2 protein-coding genes are annotated in these 955 nt (G+C 35.5%); both read right to left on the bottom strand.

Going from position 1 to position 955, the window contains the following annotated elements:
• Positions 1-124: glycosyltransferase (locus AC1DPZ_RS28025; RefSeq protein ID WP_477409712.1), on the bottom strand; the 124-nt coding region annotated here is incomplete at its 3' end.
• 120 nt (positions 125-244) lie between these two features.
• Positions 245-955: aldo/keto reductase (locus AC1DPZ_RS28020; protein WP_477409710.1), on the bottom strand; the 711-nt coding region annotated here is incomplete at its 5' end.

The following is a 955-nucleotide window of genomic DNA, read 5'->3' as shown; positions in this document are numbered from 1 at the left end:
TATCAGTACTTCCGGAATCAATTATTACTATTTTTTTTGCCAGATTTTTACCGATAGCGGCTAAGCACCCTGGTAAGTTACTCTCCTCATTCAGTACAGGTATTGCGATAGTTAAATCAAGCATATGGGTAAGTAGAAGTTTTTTATTAATTGCTAAATTACAACAAAAAGTTTAAATTATATACATTTTTATTAAAAAAACGATCATTTAGTTACTACTATTATAACAATGTTAATTAAATGGTTATTGTTTGGCAATCTCGATATTTTGCTTAAGATGCTCTGGGTTGAACATAGAACAAAGAATTACGCTTTGAGAAAAATCTTCAAAAAGCTTTTTTAGTTTAACTCCCGCACTCATACCGGTGTCTCCCCCACGTAAAGGCGAAAAAATAATATTGGGCTCAATACCTCTGTTGAGAACTAATTCATTATAACCAGCTATTCCAGGCGAACAATTAAATTGTAATAAATCAAAGTCATCAATGTATGTTTCGTGGAGTGGTCGTTGTGCCTGCATGTAAGCCAGTCCCCATGCCCTTATTTTACCCTCTGTTTTTAGCCTGTCGGCCATTTCCTGAAGCTCATCTATGTACGAAATACTACTATGTGGCTCGTGAATAAAGAAATAATCCAGGTAGTCAGTATTTAATTCTTTCAAACTTTTCTCCAAACTATTACGCATATCTGTCCCACGTAACAGAATTATCCGGTCAAGAAAATAGTCACTCATGTTTTTTGCCGGAACATCTGTTAATTCTATTTTTTTATCTACGTGCTTTTTTGACTTCCCGCGTAGCGTACGCACTATTGGTTTTACAGATTTTAGTAATGATGCTTTCCAATTGGGCTTAATACCAAATTTACTGGCAATTACCATTTTATGTCTCTTCCCTTTAATAAGTTCGCCGATGAAACTTTCCGCTTCACCAAATCCGTATGATCGGGCCAGGTC

This window comes from Mucilaginibacter sp. P4_G9 (assembly GCF_056400985.1).
The sequence above is the reverse complement of the archived record's forward strand: the minus strand, read 5'-3'. Positions and strand labels throughout refer to the sequence as shown.